Here is a 247-nt window from a genome sequence, read left to right on the forward strand (position 1 = left end):
GGGCACACCGGAAGACGAAGTCGGCCGCGAGCCCGATGAAGGCCCTATGCATGCAGTGACCTTTGCCAAGCCGTTCGCCATGAGCCGCTTCCAGGTCACAGCCGGCGAATGGGACAGCTACGTCCGCCAGACCGGCGTCAAGATCGCCAATGGTGACGACCGCCCTGGTCGTGAATGCATCGCCAGCAAACCGCGCTACCCCCAGGGGTCGCGCCAGCCGGCGGTGTGCATGGACATGGACGACATC

Annotated in this window: 1 protein-coding gene; it reads left to right on the forward strand. The window is 65.2% G+C overall.

What is annotated here, in order from left to right:
• Nucleotides 1–247, forward strand: a 247-nt coding sequence (locus SB756_RS33620; protein WP_410913705.1) for an SUMF1/EgtB/PvdO family nonheme iron enzyme, incomplete at both ends; no start/stop codon positions are given.

It is taken from the genome of Pseudomonas sp. SIMBA_068, assembly GCF_046534705.1.
Taxonomy (GTDB): domain Bacteria; phylum Pseudomonadota; class Gammaproteobacteria; order Pseudomonadales; family Pseudomonadaceae; genus Aquipseudomonas; species Aquipseudomonas putida.